The 14,646-nt window shown below is 61.0% G+C and carries 16 protein-coding genes; 5 read left to right on the top strand and 11 right to left on the bottom strand.

Annotation, left to right across the window (positions count from 1 at the left end; translation table 11 throughout):
- Nucleotide 1 precedes the first annotated feature (1 nt).
- The 4 genes from ACP148_RS04710 to ACP148_RS04695 all read right to left on the bottom strand — a co-directional run bounded on the left by ACP148_RS04710 (nt 2) and on the right by ACP148_RS04695 (nt 5,011).
- Nucleotides 2-2,470 (bottom strand): glycogen/starch/alpha-glucan phosphorylase, encoded by a 2,469-nt coding sequence (locus ACP148_RS04710; RefSeq protein WP_421951440.1) that lies wholly within the window; start codon nt 2,468-2,470, stop codon nt 2-4.
- Between the two features lie 404 nt (nt 2,471-2,874).
- A complete protein-coding gene (locus ACP148_RS04705) occupies nt 2,875-3,882 on the bottom strand; it encodes a sensor histidine kinase (protein WP_421951439.1) in 1,008 nt (335 codons plus the stop codon).
- A gap of 88 nt (nt 3,883-3,970) precedes the next feature.
- A complete protein-coding gene (locus ACP148_RS04700; RefSeq protein WP_421951438.1) occupies nt 3,971-4,138 on the bottom strand; it encodes a DUF1328 domain-containing protein in 168 nt (55 codons plus the stop codon).
- Between the two features lie 75 nt (nt 4,139-4,213).
- On the bottom strand, nt 4,214-5,011 hold the full coding sequence (locus ACP148_RS04695; protein ID WP_421951437.1) for a response regulator: 798 nt from the start codon (nt 5,009-5,011) through the stop codon (nt 4,214-4,216).
- A 181-nt stretch (nt 5,012-5,192) separates the two neighbouring features.
- Between ACP148_RS04695 and ACP148_RS04690 the strand changes: the two genes are divergently transcribed.
- The 4 genes from ACP148_RS04690 to ACP148_RS04675 all read left to right on the top strand — a co-directional run bounded on the left by ACP148_RS04690 (nt 5,193) and on the right by ACP148_RS04675 (nt 6,848).
- The gene (locus ACP148_RS04690; protein ID WP_425033168.1) at nt 5,193-5,384 is read left to right on the top strand and encodes a NepR family anti-sigma factor; all 192 of its coding nucleotides are present in this window, start codon (nt 5,193-5,195) and stop codon (nt 5,382-5,384) included.
- A gap of 9 nt (nt 5,385-5,393) precedes the next feature.
- Nucleotides 5,394-5,966 carry a sigma-70 family RNA polymerase sigma factor gene (locus tag ACP148_RS04685; protein WP_421951435.1) on the top strand — a complete coding sequence of 191 codons (573 nt, stop codon included), beginning with the start codon at nt 5,394-5,396 and terminating at the stop codon, nt 5,964-5,966.
- Nucleotides 5,967-6,072: 106 nt separating this feature from the next.
- Nucleotides 6,073-6,405 (top strand): DUF883 family protein, encoded by a 333-nt coding sequence (locus tag ACP148_RS04680; RefSeq protein WP_421951434.1) that lies wholly within the window; start codon nt 6,073-6,075, stop codon nt 6,403-6,405.
- A gap of 11 nt (nt 6,406-6,416) precedes the next feature.
- Nucleotides 6,417-6,848, top strand: a complete 432-nt coding sequence (locus ACP148_RS04675) for a hypothetical protein (protein ID WP_421951433.1) — start codon at nt 6,417-6,419, stop codon at nt 6,846-6,848.
- 64 nt (nt 6,849-6,912) lie between these two features.
- On the opposite strand, the gene ACP148_RS04670 is transcribed toward ACP148_RS04675, so the two are convergent.
- Both ACP148_RS04670 and ACP148_RS04665 read right to left on the bottom strand, forming a co-directional pair.
- Nucleotides 6,913-7,134 carry a hypothetical protein gene (locus ACP148_RS04670; RefSeq protein ID WP_421951432.1) on the bottom strand — a complete coding sequence of 74 codons (222 nt, stop codon included), beginning with the start codon at nt 7,132-7,134 and terminating at the stop codon, nt 6,913-6,915.
- A gap of 138 nt (nt 7,135-7,272) precedes the next feature.
- Entirely contained in the window at nt 7,273-8,406 is a 1,134-nt protein-coding gene (locus ACP148_RS04665; protein WP_421951431.1) for a PRC-barrel domain-containing protein, read from the bottom strand.
- A 321-nt stretch (nt 8,407-8,727) separates the two neighbouring features.
- On the opposite strand from ACP148_RS04665, the gene ACP148_RS04660 reads away from it, so the two are divergent.
- Entirely contained in the window at nt 8,728-8,946 is a 219-nt protein-coding gene (locus tag ACP148_RS04660) for a hypothetical protein (protein WP_421951430.1), read from the top strand.
- 99 nt (nt 8,947-9,045) lie between these two features.
- Here the strand turns inward: ACP148_RS04660 and ACP148_RS04655 are convergent, their stop codons facing one another.
- The 5 genes from ACP148_RS04655 to ACP148_RS04635 form a co-directional block, all read right to left on the bottom strand.
- On the bottom strand, nt 9,046-10,224 hold the full coding sequence (locus ACP148_RS04655; RefSeq protein ID WP_421951429.1) for an NAD(P)/FAD-dependent oxidoreductase: 1,179 nt from the start codon (nt 10,222-10,224) through the stop codon (nt 9,046-9,048).
- Between the two features lie 70 nt (nt 10,225-10,294).
- Nucleotides 10,295-10,879: a L,D-transpeptidase gene (locus ACP148_RS04650; protein ID WP_421951428.1), complete on the bottom strand. Its 585-nt coding sequence runs from the start codon at nt 10,877-10,879 to the stop codon at nt 10,295-10,297.
- A gap of 381 nt (nt 10,880-11,260) precedes the next feature.
- Nucleotides 11,261-13,069 carry an ABC-F family ATP-binding cassette domain-containing protein gene (locus tag ACP148_RS04645; protein ID WP_421951427.1) on the bottom strand — a complete coding sequence of 603 codons (1,809 nt, stop codon included), beginning with the start codon at nt 13,067-13,069 and terminating at the stop codon, nt 11,261-11,263.
- 190 nt (nt 13,070-13,259) lie between these two features.
- A complete protein-coding gene (locus ACP148_RS04640) occupies nt 13,260-13,985 on the bottom strand; it encodes an endonuclease/exonuclease/phosphatase family protein (protein ID WP_421951426.1) in 726 nt (241 codons plus the stop codon).
- A 57-nt stretch (nt 13,986-14,042) separates the two neighbouring features.
- Nucleotides 14,043-14,645 (bottom strand): 5'-methylthioadenosine/S-adenosylhomocysteine nucleosidase, encoded by a 603-nt coding sequence (locus tag ACP148_RS04635; RefSeq protein ID WP_421951425.1) that lies wholly within the window; start codon nt 14,643-14,645, stop codon nt 14,043-14,045.
- Between the last annotated feature and the right edge of the window lies 1 nt (nt 14,646).

Raw genomic sequence — 14,646 nt, 5'->3', positions numbered from 1 at the left:
GTCAGATGTGCGGTGCTCCCCAGATGTCATCGGCATATTCGCGGATCGTGCGGTCCGAGGAGAACCAGGCCATTCGCGCCGTATTGCGGATCGCCATGGCGTTCCAGACCTTGCGGTCGTTCCAATGGGTATCGACCTTGCGCTGCGCGGCGCAATAGGCGTCGAAATCGCGCGCCACCATGAACCAGTCATGGTCGTAGAGCCCGTCCATCAGTCCGCGATAGCGCGCCCGGTCGTCCGGCGAGAACACTCCCGATCCAATGGCCTCGATCACTTCGCGCAGCGATTGGCTCGCCTCGATCAACTCGCGCGGCGAGCGGTTCTGGGCGCGAACGTCATCGACCTCGTCGGCGGTCATCCCGAAAATCACAATGTTTTCAGGGCCCAGCCTCTCGCGCATCTCGACATTGGCCCCATCCATCGTTCCGATGGTCAGGGCCCCGTTGAGCGCGAATTTCATATTGCCGGTGCCCGAGGCTTCCATGCCGGCGGTTGAAATCTGCTCGGACAGATCGGCGGCGGGGATAATGGTTTCGGCCAGCGACACGTTGTAATTGGGCAGGAACACCACCTTCAAAAGCCCGCGCACCGCCGGGTCGTTATTGATGACCCTGGCGACGTCGTTGATGAGCTTGATGATGAGCTTGGCGTTCCAGTAACTGGGCGCCGCCTTGCCGGCAAACACCTTGACCCGCGGCACCCAGCGCTTTTCGGGATGGGCGCGGATCATGTTGTATTGCGCCACCGCTTCCATGACGTTGAGCAATTGGCGCTTGTATTCGTGGATACGCTTGATCTGGATGTCGAACAGCGCGTCGGGCGAAACGGAAATCCCCGCCCGCTCTTTGATAAGCGCCGCCAGACGTTCCTTGTTGCCGCGCTTGACAGCAGCGAACTGGTCCTGGAACGACTTGTCCTCGGCATGCGGGTCGAGCTTGATAAGCTGTTCGATATCGTCCCGGAAATCGGGGCCGATGCGCTCGGAAATCAGCCGGGTCAGGGCCGGGTTGCATTGCATCAGCCAGCGGCGCGGGGTGACGCCGTTGGTCTTGTTGTTGATGCGACCGGGGTAGAGTTTGTGTAGATCGGCAAACACCGTCCGCTTCATCAATTCGGTATGCAGCGCGGAAACGCCATTGATCGAATGCGAGCCGACAAATGCCAACTGCCCCATGCGCAACCGGCGACCGCCATTCTCGTCGATCAGGGAAATCGCCGCGATCCGGGAATCCTCGAGCCCCTTTTCGCGCGCTTCCTCGAGCACCATGGCGTTGATGGCATAAGCGATCTGCATCTGGCGCGGCAACAGCCGCTCGAGCAGCGCCACCGGCCATGTTTCCAGCGCCTCGGGCAAGAGGGTGTGGTTGGTGTACGAGAAGATGGCCTTGGTCAGTTTCCACGCCTCGTTCCAGGCCAGGCCCTGCACATCCATAAGGATGCGCATCATCTCGGCGATGGAAATCGCCGGATGGGTGTCGTTGAGTTGGATGGCGACCTTGTCGGGCAGCGAGCCCAGATCGCCAAATTGCTGGAGATGGCGGCGCACGATGTCCTGCAGCGAGGCCGAAGAGAAAAAGAACTCCTGGCGCAACCGCAATTCCTGGCCGGCCGGGGTGGAGTCGGCGGGATAGAGCACGCGGGTGATCGAAACCGCCCTGGCGCTTTCCTCAAGCGCCCCGATATGATCGCCCGAATTGAAGCGGTCGAGAAGCAGCGGATCGATCGGCTGGGCGCTCCACAGGCGCAGGGTGTTGACCCGCGCCCCGCGCCACCCGACCACCGGCGTATCGAAAGCCACGGCGTTGAGATGTTCGGCCGGATGCCAGACCTGGCGCACGCTGCCGTCGGGCTGGGTGACCGGCTCGACCGAACCGCCGAACCCGATCTCATAGGCGCTTTCGCGCCGCTCGAATTCCCACGGATTGCCGTGCGCAAGCCAGTCCTCGGGCAGTTCGACCTGCCAGCCATCGCTCATCTCCTGGCGGAAAAGCCCATGGACATAGCGGATGCCATAGCCATAGGCCGGCACCTTGATGGTGGACATCGATTCAAGGAAACATGCGGCCAGCCGGCCAAGACCGCCATTGCCGAGCGCGGCATCGGGCTCGCGCTCGATCAACTCGTCCAGGTCGACGTTGAACGAGGCAAGCGCATCGCGTATCGGCTCCATCATGCCCAGATTGGACACAGCATCACGCATCAGGCGGCCGATCAGAAATTCGAGGCTGAGATAGTAGACGCGCTTTTGCGAGGTCCGCCAGGTATCGCGCGCCGACTCCATCCACTGGTCGATGATCCGGTCGCGAATGGTCAGGATAGTCGCGGTCAGCCAGTCGGTGCGACGCGCGACGATGGGATCCTTGCCGACGGCATAGGTCAGCTTTTCGAGGATTTCGTTGCGAAGCGTTTCAGCGTCATTGGCGCGAGGCTGGGGGGTGGGAGCATCGTAAACGATCGGCTTTTGCGGCATGTCGCAACCCATGGTTCATGTCTGTTCCTCCCCTCAGAGGGGTAGAGTGTTGCACGAGTTCCGACCGCATTCCAGCACCTTTAGCGTCATGGCGCTCATGCAGGTCCAACATGGTTGAACAAAAAATGCAGCGAGAACGGAACCGCCGGGCCACCGGTGCGTTCTAGGGACAGCCGATGGAGGCGCCCCTACCTTCATCGTGCCAAGCCCTGACCCTAAAGAGGATTGCTGCCCGGCGATCCTCTTTTTTTATGATTGCGCCGGAACCATTCCAGCCGGTCCGCAGTTATGAATAGCGCGGATGCGTTTCCCCCAAGCGCTTCCGCTATCAGAAAGGCCGGGAGCCCCAAAAAGGCTTCCCGGTCTTTCCTCGTTCCGAGGCGCATTTCCGGAAAGATTTCGGATCAGGTGATGTGATTGCCGTCTATGCGCAGGGCATAATCCACGCGGCTGCCCTTGACGGCCAGTTCGCCCATGCCGTCCACGGCCAACGGCACCACGCTTTCGAGAAATTTGCGGGTCAACGGCTCGATTTCATGAGCCGCGTTTCCGGCACCCAGCCGTTCGGTCCATTTCACGACCAGGTTGCGCCCCCCATCGGCGCGCGACTCGACGCTGAACGCCACATGGATGGCCCCGTCGCCGGGATAGAGCTGGCCGTTGCGAACCGCGTTGGACGCCAGTTCGTGGATGGCGAGCCCCACATAAAGGGCGGCATTGGGAGAAACGACCAGATCGTCGCCCTTGAGTTCGACAGGAAGTGCGTTGTCGCGATGAAACAGGGCGATCTGGCGCGAGATCAAATCGCTGAGCAATGCGCCTTGCCAGTCGCGATCAGTTACAAGATCCTGGGCGCGGGCAATCGCCTGCAATCGCCCTGAAAAGGCGGTGACGAAGCCGGGAATGCTGGTGGCGCTGCGCGCCGTCTGGGACGCCAGCGAAAGAACGATAGCCAAAAGGTTGCGCGAGCGGTGGCTGACCTCGCGGAGCAGGTTCTTGAGCTGAACCTCTCGCCGCTTCTGGGCGCTCACATCGATGATTGTGGAATAAACGCCTATCGCCGAACCGGCGGGGTCAAGGTCGGGGTCGACCCAGATGTCGAACCAGCGGACCTCGCCACCGATATTGACAGGCAGTTCGAACCGCTGCGGCTCGCGCGTCTCGAGGACATGAAGCTTGGTTGCCCGAAGGCGCTCGGCGGCCAATCGCGGCAGGAAATCGGCATCGGTGTTGCCCAGAACGTCCGCCAGATCGATGCCGGAGGGAAGGTTTTCCGCCCATTCATAGCGAAGATCGCGGTTCTGATAGCTCAGCGAAACCGGCGTCCGGCTCAGGGCCCGCATGGCAAAGGCGAAGCGGCGAGAGCTTTCGAGTGTACCCCCGCCTGACTTTCCGTTGTCCTGACCCTTCATAGGCGACGCATGTTTGTCCGAGTGTTCCACAAGCCCCACTTAAGCCGCCCCGACGGACGGCCCGATCTCGTCTCGACCACGGGGGTGGCTAACGTGCTCGCCGACCCAGCCCCATGATGAGACCAATAACCATTGCGACGAGAAATACAAAGAAGAGAATCTGCGCAATCGAGGACGCCGCCCCGGCGATTCCGCCAAATCCGAGAACGCCTGCGATGATGGCGATTATGAGAAATGCAAGTGCCCAACCAAGCATGGATCGTACTCCCGCAAAATACTGAACTTGTGGAAGAACGAGCCGGGCGCCGGGTTGTTCCGGCGCCGGATCGATTTATGCGGCTTGCTCCATCTGTTCGGAAAAGAACAGCACCTGGCTGACCAGAGCCTTGACCATATCGGGCTGGAAAGGCTTGGTGACGAGGAAGGCCGGTTCGGGACGTTCACCTGTCAAAAGCCGTTCGGGGAACGCGGTGATAAAGATCACCGGAACGCTGGCCGAGCGCAACATGTCGTTGACCGCATCGATACCCGAACTGCCGTCGGCAAGCTGGATGTCGGCGAGGACAAGCCCGGGGCGGCGCTGGTTGAACAACTCGATCGCCTCCTTGTGGGTGCGCGCGACACCGGTCACGGAATGACCAAGCGATTCCACCATCTGCTCGATGTCCATGGCGATCAGCGGCTCGTCCTCGATGATGAGAACACTCGTTGCAACCTGCCGCGCCATCTCGGTGGAGGCGGTCTCGATGAGATGGGCAAATTCAACGTCGCTGACGCCGAGGATTTCGGCACCCTCATCGTTGGAAAATCGCTCGACTGCCATAAGAAGGAAGGCCTGGCGCGGCAAGGGGGCAATGGCGCGCAGACTGCGCCGTGCCTGCTCTTCCCAGGCGTGAGCCGCGGGCGGCAGGTCGGCAAGATTGATATCCACCGACTTCCAGAGCTGCGAAAAGACCTTGTAAAGAGCGACCTTGGGGTCAAGATCGGTCGGAAAGATCGACCTGTCGGCAACGAGCGCCTCGAGCGTAGCCGAAACATAGGCATCCCCGCTCGACTGGCTACCGGTCAACGACCGCGCAAAACGTCTAAGGTACGGAATGTGCGGCGCAATCAACTCAGCAAGATTCATAAATATAGCTCCCTCGCATAGTCGGCTCGCTTGACGCGCAAGCAGCGACAATGGACCGATAACGACACCTTTGACAAAAAGTTCCGCAGCGATGGAACTTTTTTTGTCTGTTGACGTTTTCAGAGCCAACAACAAGTCGCTTTGTGGGGTAAACGTGACGCAACTTAGCAGTAAGAACAATATGATTGGCAGCGATCAGGACGAAAAGATCCACCAGGGCGAAGACAAGCCGAGCATGGGGGCCGATTCACGCGCCTTCATCGGACTCAAGCTTCGCGAACTCTACGACGACGTCGTCGCGGAGCCGGTTCCCGATCGCCTTCTCGAGCTGCTTGGCAAGCTCGGAGACGATGACAAGCCCAAGTCCGAATAGGAGGCGGCCATGTCAGATACGTTCAATCCAGACACATACGATTTCCGAGCCGAACTTCTCGCCGTCATTCCCAACCTGCGTGCCTTTGCCATGTCGCTCGTCGGCGCAGCCGACAAGGCCGATGACCTGGTGCAGGAGACCCTCGTGCGCGCATGGGACAAACGATCGTCGTTTACGCCAGGCACCAATCTCAAGGGCTGGCTGTTCACCATTCTGCGCAACGAATTCTATAGCCAGATGCGCAAGCGCAAGCGTGAGGTTTCCGATCCCGAGGGCATAATGGCCGAAAGGCTGTCGAGCCACCCCGAGCAGGTCGGCAGGCTCGACATGGAAGATTTCAAAAAGGCGGTGAACCAGCTTCCCGAAGATCAGCGCGAAGCGCTTGTCCTGGTGGGCGCCTCGGGCTTTTCCTACGAGGAGGCCGCAGAGATTTGCGACTGCGCGGTCGGCACCATCAAGAGCCGGGTCAGCCGTGCACGCACCCAGCTTGCGGCCATTCTCAAGCTTGAAGGGGACGGCGAGTTCGGTCCCGACGCCGTGGCGGTGGGGGTTATGAACCTGACGTCCTCCAGTGCCGCCTGAAAAGACAAAAACGCCTGAAATTCAGGGGTTTCGGGCATTCGGCCCGGAACCTCTTTTTTGTTGCGGCGTTAGGATTGCGGTATAACTCCAACATGGGAGGCCGATCATGGCCCGAGCCGCAGCCGCTGCCCGTACAGCGAAAACCAACAATGACGATCCGGCAAAGGATCTCGACGCCGAAATCGCCGCTCTGCGCGAAGATGTGGCAGCGATAACCGCAACGCTTGGCGATGTCGTCAAATACCGCACAGGTGAAGCCAAGACCGAAGCGCGCCGCCTTCGCAAGAACGTTGAACGCAAGGGCGAAGAAACGATGGAGCAGGTCCAGGACAGTTTCGAGGCCGCGGAAGGCGAGCTGAAATCGATGATCCGCGAAAAGCCGATCTCGTCAGTGCTTATCGCGGCCGGCATCGGCTACGTTCTTTCCAAGATACTTTAAGGAGCGGCGCCATGGCGCTCACCGCACCTTTCGCCGCGGTGACCGGCCGCGCAACATCGGCCGTCCGGTCGGTGGGGCAGTCGGTTGCGGCCTATGCAATCATCGGCCTTGTCGGACTTGTCGGCCTCGGCTTCCTCGTCGCTGCGCTCTACATCTGGCTGGCCCAGGAGACCACGCCGCTGGGCGCCGCCCTGCTCATGGGTGCCGGTTTTGTGGCAATCGCCGGCATTGCTCTGGCCATCGTCATAGCCCGCAACAGCCGCAAGAAGGAAGAAAGACGCCGCAGCGCCGCCAATACGGCAATGATGGCATCGACAGTCTCGCTGGCTTCGGCCGGTCTGCGCATCGCATCGCGGGCCAAGGGGCCACTATTCTGGCCCGCCGTGGCCGCCATAGCCCTCGGCTGGTATTTCGGCACCTCCGGCGGCGATGACGAAGAGTAGCAATCCAGTTCCAGCATCAACGAGAAAAGCCGGTCGGTAGGGCCGGCTTTTTTATGCGCGATGATCAACGGTCACCGGCGAGCGTATTGAGCTTGAGCAGCTTGTGGAGTTCGATATCGGCGTCCCTGAGCACCCCCTGGTTTTCCGGGGCCGCATTGCGTTCCTTGACGCTCTTGAGCAGCTCGATCTTGCGCGCGTTAGAGAGCGTGGGATCGCCGGCGATTTCGGCGGGGGTCCGCACGACCGCTCCGGCATCGAAATAGACCGGTATGTTCTTGTCACTCATGGCATTTCTCCTTTGAAGGTAAAATGCGCGTTGCCAACGGCCAGTTCCGGCGAGACATCCGCCTGGCCAGCGCTCCTGGCCCATAGAAAAAGGGCCGGCTTGCGCCCGGCCCTTTCCCGTTGATCGTTTAAAGAGATCCTACTCGATCATCAGCGAGTTGTCTTCGGGAGCCGAGAGATAGGCTTCCTCATTGTACTCCGGAGCAGCTTCCAGTTCCTCTGCGGTAAGAGCAGTGCGCAGGATCAGGCCGCCATTCTCGTCGCGGATGAAGGTGAGGTTATCGAAACCGACAGCAACGGGCTTGGTACCGATGCCCAGGAAACCGCCAAAGTCGATGATTACGGCATCAACCGCACCGTCTTCCGAGAGCAGGATATCACCGATCGAGCCGATTTCTTCATCGCCCGCACCGTAAACCGCAGTGCCGGTCAACTCATCGGCCGAAATATCGGCAGTGGTCACAGCCTCCATGCTGTCGAAATCGAGGGCGGCGGCAGCATCGGCTTCAGCGCCTTCAGCCGGAGCTTCCTCGGCAGCCATCGCGTCTTCGGCCGGAGCGGCTTCTTCAGCGGCCATTGCGTCGTCAGCCGGAGCTGCGGGCGCCATCGCATCGCCAGCCGGAGCGGCCGGTGCCATCGCGTCGCCGGCCGGAGCCGCTGGTGCCATTGCATCGCCAGCCGGAGCTGCGGGCGCCATCGCATCGCCAGCCGGAGCGGCCGGTGCCATCGCGTCGCCGGCAGGGGCAGGAGCCACGGCATCACTGGCAGCTTCCATGTCGGCTGCGGCTTCAGCTTCGCTGGCCAACCATTCCTGACGATCGAATTCCGCTGCATTTTCCAGCTGTTCGCGGGTCATGCTGGCAACCAGGCGATTGTTGCCGTCCATATCCTGGGCAAGCTCGAGATCGGCCCAGTTGATGGCGACGCTCTTCTGGCCGATGCCAAGGAAACCGCCGACGCCGACGACAACGGCACCGATTTCGCCGTTCTGGTCGAGCACGAAATCGTTCACGTCGCCGATCGCTTCAGCGTCGTCCCCGGTGGAATTGTAGATGGTTTCACCGATAATTTCGGTAGCGAGCCATCCATCGGCATTGATGCCGGTATCGGCAGCGCTAACAAGAGGCTCCTGCGGGGTTTCAGGCTCCGCGGGGGTCTCCATCATGGGTTCTGCAGGGGCCATAGCCGGATCGGCGGGGGCCATTTCCTGCGCATAGGCGCCGCCGGTAACAACCAGAGCCAGCGCGGTCGAGGCAAGAAGCTTGCGATACATTAGTTTTCTCCTGAAATCGCTTGTTTCAAGTTCTCAGGCTGGGACCGCGAGGCTCAACTCATGCCACGATCGGCGTTCCAACCGTCATGGCCTTTGAACGTCGCCTTCCCCGCTTGGTTCCCCAATGGAACGAGAATCCCCCACAATTCCGGGCATGGGAACACAAATGGCGCTCCACTCGTTTCTCTTGACTCAGCCGCTTTCGGCCGCCGGCGCAAATGTGTCGCTAATGCCTTTGTCTCGGCATGTTTGCGCCATTGGCCCAGCACAATCACCGGCGATAACCGCACCGGTCGTCAACCACTCCCGGATTTGTGATTTATGAGTTTGCCAGGCTTTGCCCGTACCCCCGCCCATTCGGCCTCATCGGCTCCCATAAAGGGGTACAGTCGACGAGGGTTCGTTATTGGCTGGCTGGCGATCATCTCTTTGGCCGTGGTGGGATACCTGGTCGCCTCGAGCCAGCTTTCCCCCACCAGCGCCCAATTGCGGCTCGCCAGCATAGCCGGAACCGTCCATACGGTGCTCAGTCCGGCCTAGAGCCGTTCAGGATTTGATTGAATCAAATCCTCGGCTCTAAACCTTTGTTTTGTCGCGTGTCCGAACCGCAAAACCGTTTCCACTTTTGCTGGATACGCTCTAGACCGCCAGCCCGGCGGCTTTGCCCGATGCCCAGGCCCACTGGAAATTATAGCCTCCGAGCCAACCGGTGACGTCAACGGCCTCGCCGATGAAATATAGGCCGGGAACGGCTTTGACCTGCATGTCGGTCGAGCTGAGGGCGGCGGTATCAATACCGCCAAGTGTGACTTCGGCCGTGCGGTATCCTTCCGTTCCGACCGGTTTTACGCGCCAGTCCGATACCGCAGCGACGAGGGCGTCCATTCCCTTGCGCCCCAGATCGGCAAGATTGCCTGAAACCCCCGCCTGCCCCACCACCAGTTCGGCCACCCGGCGCGGCAGCAGTTCGGCAAGGGCATTGAGGACAGTCTGCCTGCCGCTGCGCGTACGCGCTTCGACCAGCCATTGGCCGATATCGGATTGCGGCGCCAGGTCGATCGCCACAGGGTTTCCCTCGCGCCAATAGGACGAGATTTGCAGGATCGACGGACCACTCAGCCCGCGATGGGTGAACAGCAGTCCCTCGCGGAATGCCGTCTTGCCATAGCTCACGCGTGCATCCACGGACACGCCGGCGAGAGACCGAAGATGGTCGAGCATGCCGGTTTCGAAAGTCAGCGGCACCAGGCCCGGGCGCGGCTCGACGACAGGGACATAAAACTGCGCGGCGACCTGATACGCAAACCCGGTGGCACCCATTTTCGGGATGGACTTGCCGCCCGTCGCAACGACCAGCGATGTGCAACAGACCTGCCCGTCGGGCAGCCGCAGCGTGTATCCGTTGGGCATGGGCTCGATCGCTTCGACCCCGACACCCAGTTCAAGCTTTACCCCGCCCGCTTCCATTTCATCGAGCAGCATGTCGATGACCTGTTGCGCCGAGCCATCACAGAAAAGCTGGCCGAGCGTTTTTTCGTGATAGGCGATGCCATAGCGTTCGATCAGCGCAATGAAGTCCGCCGGGCGGTAGCGCCTCAGGGCTGAAATGGCGAATTTGGGATTTCGCGACAGGAACGATTGCGGCGTTGTATGCACATTGGTGAAATTACACCGTCCGCCGCCCGAAATGCGTATCTTTTTGCCAGGCGCCTCGGCGTGATCGACAATGAGGACCGATCGGCCACGCTGGCCAGCCGTCGCGGCGCACATCATGCCGGCCGCCCCGGCCCCAATCACAACCACGTCGAAAGAACGCATGTCATCCTGCTAAAAAACACCCGCCCGGTTGGTACCGGACGGGCGGGTTTGGCGCAAACGCTGAAAGCGGTCAGGCAACAATAAGCGTATTGCCCGTCGAAACGCGCGAATAGAGATCCATGATGTCCTGGTTCATCAGGCGCACGCAGCCCGAGGAGACATTGGACCCGATGGTCCAGGGCTCGGGAGTGCCGTGAATGCGATACAGCGTATCGCGGCCATTCTGGAAGATATAGAGAGCGCGCGCGCCGAGCGGATTGTCCAGCCCGCCCGGCTGGCCATTGCGCCATTCCTCGAGCTCGGGCTCGCGCTCGATCATCGCGGACGGCGGGGTCCAGGTCGGCCAGCGACGCTTGAACTGGATCGTGCCGCGACCCGACCAGGCGAACCCTTCCCGGCCCAGCCCGACGCCATAGCGCATGGCCTGGCCGTTCTCCTGAACAAAATAGAGATAGTGATGGGCGGTATCGACATAGATCGTGCCCGGACGTTCGCCGGTGGGGTCGGGAACGACCCGGCGATAATAGACGGGGTCGACATATCGAAGATCGACGGCCGGCACGTAAAATTCCCCGTCCTGCACGCCGCGATACATATTGACATAAAAGGGGTCGAATTGCGGGGCGGCGGGAACCTGCGGCTCAGGCGTCCCCATGCTGGAGCATCCAGCAAGCGCAAGAGCCGAAAGGCTGGCGGCTCCGGCTAGAAATTGGCGGCGGGGGAGTGGCGTGGTCAATGAGGTCATCTTGTCTGCTTCTTGTTATGCGGATGGCTTGCACGGCGCGATGTGAAATATGGCAGGCGCGACATTGTTCCGCCCTCTTGGACACAGACAACAGATGTGTTGCCCTTTGGCATCACGCCCCAGTTGCATCCGGATGGTCCCCCGCGGATCACCGCACATCCTTGAAAAGCGGCCCATCGGCCCGAAAACCGGCATATTCTATGCACGGATATTCATAGCGCGATCTAGCAGGAGATTGGTTTACAATCGGGAAAGGATAAATGTGATCGCACATTTGTGAGAATCGCGGGATCAGCCCTCGATGTCCTCGCGCAGCAATTCAAGCTCCAGCCAGCGATCTTCCATCCCGGCCAGTTTTTCCTGCGCGCTGGCCAGCTCGGCTGTCACCGTCTGGAATTTGCCGGGGTCACGATTGTAAAGGCCGGGATCGTCCAGCAGCGCCTGCAGCGTGGTCATCTTCGCGCGCACGCCGTCCATCTCGCGGGGCAGCGTCTCAAGGGCATGCTTGTCCTTGAATGACAGCTTGCGCTTTTGCTGGGGCGGAGCTGCTGCGGGAGCCGATTTGCCCTTTGGCGCGGGCGCCGGCTTTTCCACCTTGCGCGCCGAAACCCCTGCCCCGCGCTGGGCAACCATGTCGGTATAGCCGCCGGCATACTCGTTCCAATCGCCATCGCCCTCGGCCACGACGATCGAGGTCGCGACCTTGTCGAGAAAGTCGCGATCATGGCTGACCACAATGACGGTGCCCTGATAATCGGCGATCATCTCCTCAAGCAGGTCGAGGGTTTCGAGGTCGAGATCATTGGTCGGCTCGTCCAGCACAAGAACGTTCGATGGCAGCGCCAATGCCCGTGCCAGCGTGACCCGGTTGCGCTCGCCGCCTGATAGCTTGCTCACCACGGTGCGGGCCTGCTCGGGGGTGAACAGGAATTCCTTCATGTAGCCGATGACGTGCTTGGGCTGACCGTTGATGGTGAGCGTGTCGCTGCCCCCGCCGGTCAGGACGTCCTTGAGCGTGGCTTCGGGGTCGAGAGAGGCGCGACGCTGGTCGAGCACGGCCAATTCGAGCCGTGTGCCGAGCCGTACGGTGCCGCTGTCGGGCTCGATCTCGCCCGTCAGCATGCGGATCAGCGTGGTCTTGCCCGCGCCATTGGGCCCGACGATGCCAACGCGGCTGCCGCGCATGACGCGGGTGGAAAAATCCTCGACGACCACGCGCTTGCCGAACGCCTTGTGGATATTTTCCGCTTCCACCACCATGGCGCCCGAACTGCGGCCCTCCGCGACTGTCATTTTGACGGTGCCCTGCGGCCCGCGATAATCCTTGACCTGTTGGCGCAGCCCACTCAGCAGATCCATCCGCCGCACATTGCGCTTGCGGCGCGCGGTGACGCCATAGCGCACCCAGTGTTCTTCAGCGGCGATCTTGCGCGCCAGCTTGTGCTGTTCTTTTTCCTCCTGCTCGAGGAAATCGTCGCGCCAGGCTTCGAAGGCGCCGAACCCCTGGTCGATGCGGCGAGTCTGTCCCCTGTCGATCCAGACGGTGCTGCGCGTCAGATCGGACAGGAACCGGCGATCGTGGCTGATGAGAACGAGAGCCGACCGCAGCGATTTGAGCTCTTCTTCGAGCCATTCGATGACCGGCAGGTCCAGATGGTTGGTGGGCTCGTCCAAAAGCAGGATGTCGGGCTCGGGCGCAAGGACGCGAGCCAGCGCGGCGCGGCGCGCCTCGCCGCCCGACAGCGAGGCGGGATTTTCCCTGCCCGTCAGGCCCAGCTGTTCGAGCAGATATTGCGCGCGATAATTGTCGTCGGCCCCTTCGAGACCGCCCTCGACATAGGCAAGCGTCGTTTCAAAGCCCGACAGATCGGGTTCCTGCGGCAGATAGCGCACGGTAGCGCCCGGCTGGAAGAACCGCTCGCCCCCGTCAGGTTCGATAGTTCCGGCGGCGATCTTGAGCAGGGTCGACTTGCCCGATCCGTTGCGGCCGACCAAAGCAATCTTTTCACCCGGCGCCACCGAGAGGTCGGCCCCTTCAAGCAGGGGCGTCGACCCCATGACAAGGCGGATCGATTGCAGGGCGAGGAGTGGCGCGGCCATAGAGAACTCTGGTCATTTCGGGAAAGTCTGTTCTGGAGCATTTCAGCGCTTCCTTGAATCGCCTCAATTGCTCCAGGTCTTTGTTTTGTCGCGCTTCCGAACCGGATAAATAGTACCCGCTTATCCTGGAAGCACTCCAGGGGACAGATGGCCAATATCAGCCCTCAATGCAAGCCCCAAGGATGAAACCTCAGGCAGACTGCGCGATTTCGCGGGCCTCGGCATTGATCTTGATCCGTGCCCACACCGGCAGGTGATCCGAGCCTTTGCGGGACAGGTCCGAGATATGGACGCCCGACGCGGTAACCTCGATGTCCATGGTCGTTATGATGCGGTCGAAATTGAGCACGGGACGCGACGAATGGAAACTCGGGCCCGGGGCGATCACCTGATGATTTTCCGAAAAATGGGCAAGACACCCGCCCTCGGTTGTCCATTGGTTGAGGTCGCCCATAATGACGGTAGGAAGCGTCTCATCGAGGACATCGAGCTGGTTGAGCACCGATTGCGCCTGTCGGCGTCGCCAGAGATCGACAAGTCCCAGATGCAACCCGATAACGCGCAGACGCTCATTGCCAACCTGGAAGTCGGCGAGCACCGCACCGCGGGGCTCCAGCGCGGGCAACGTCAGGGTTTTGGTGTCGAGCACCTCGATACCTTGACGATAAAGGATCGTATTGCCGTGCCAGCCGAGACTTTGCTCGCGCACCCCGAAACTGATGGCGCAATAATCGGTCCGTTCGGCAACCATCTCAGGCGACAGCGATGCGGCACGCCTCCCGAACCGCCGGTCGACCTCCTGGAGCGCGATGATATCGGCGCCCATTTCAGCGATGATATCGAGGATGCGGCCCGGATCGCGCCGCCAGTCGGTGCCCACGCTTTTGCGGATATTGTAGGAAGCGACAGAAATCATTTTTCCATAATTGCCGTGGCGATGTGGCAGGTCAATGAAGCCGGCCGCACTTGGTTGCTAGAAAATACTGTTCGCATGCGCCTCGATCAGATCAACCGCCTGGGCAAGCTTTTCATCGATGATGGCGAGGTCAGCCGTCCAGTCGGACATGCCGGTGAGTTCGGTTACCCCGTCGGAAATGCCTCGTACCACGACGAGCGGAACATCGAACGACTGGCAGGCGCGCAGCACGGCAAACGATTCCATATCGACCATATCGGCATCGATGGCCGCGTAGCCGGCCCCTGAAACCACATTGGCCCCGGTCGACAATCGCGCTGGAGCCAGCCCCGGTATCTTGGGCTCGAGAGGCAAAACGGCCGGCAGGTTGAGGAACGGGGTCACCCCGCGCCCGAACCCCAGCGCCGTGGCGTCCATGTCGCGATAGGAAACCGAGGCTGCCTGATAAACCCCGGCATGCTCGAGCGTCGCCGAGCCGGCCGAACCCAGCGACACGACTAGGTCGGGCAAGCTATGACCGGACCGCGCTTCCGCCAAGGCGCGGGTGAGTGCTATCGCCGCCTCCACCGGACCGACACCGGACATCAGAGGGTCGATCCGGGCCTTAAGGCGCGGGCCGTATTCGGGATCGGCAGCCATGACATAGAGAATTGAGACCATG

The organism is Pelagibacterium sp. (genome assembly GCF_965249125.1).
Lineage (GTDB): Bacteria > Pseudomonadota > Alphaproteobacteria > Rhizobiales > Devosiaceae > Pelagibacterium.
Note: the sequence above shows the minus strand (reverse complement) of the source record. Positions and strands in the feature narration are given on the sequence as shown.